This is a genomic window from Streptococcus sp. 1F3 (genome assembly GCF_054968985.1).
In genome coordinates this window covers 1-527 of sequence record NZ_JBUEQR010000014.1, presented here as the reverse complement: position 1 = coordinate 527, position 527 = coordinate 1, and the positions used below count along the sequence as shown (strand labels likewise).

1 pseudogene is annotated in these 527 nt (G+C 45.7%); it reads left to right on the top strand.

The window, feature by feature from the left end:
* A pseudogene (locus ACVPON_RS01150) lies at positions 1-335 on the top strand (23S rRNA (uracil(1939)-C(5))-methyltransferase RlmD); the annotation flags it as partial.
* Positions 336-527 lie beyond the last annotated feature (192 nt).

Here is a 527-nt window from a genome sequence, read left to right as displayed (position 1 = left end):
CCGCTTTAAATGGTATCACCAATGCCCATTATGTTTGTGATGCAGCTGAAAAGGCTATGGCTAAATGGGCGAAAGAGGGCATTCAGGCAAGTATCCTTGTCGTAGATCCACCGCGCAAAGGACTGACAGAAGACTTTATCAAAGCAAGCAGTCAGATGAAGCCAGATAAAATTGTCTACATCTCTTGCAATGTTGCTACCCTTTCGCGTGACCTCAAACGCTACCAAGAACAAGGATACAAACTCAGCAAAATCCAACCTGTCGACCTCTTCCCCCAAACTCATCATGTTGAGGCAGTATCACTGCTTGTACGAGCTGATTTATCAGCGAAGTAGAAGGAGATGATCTGCCCATGCGATAGCTGTCGCAGAACATAGTGATGCACTAACAGCGAACCGCTGAGTGTGTTGCTCTGCTCGTAAAAGCCTAGAAACGGTTGAACGAAAGAGATAATGAGGCTCTTTGTCAACTGTAGTGGGTAGATGAAAAGCTAACACCTAGAGAGGACGAACTTGGTTCTCTCTTTC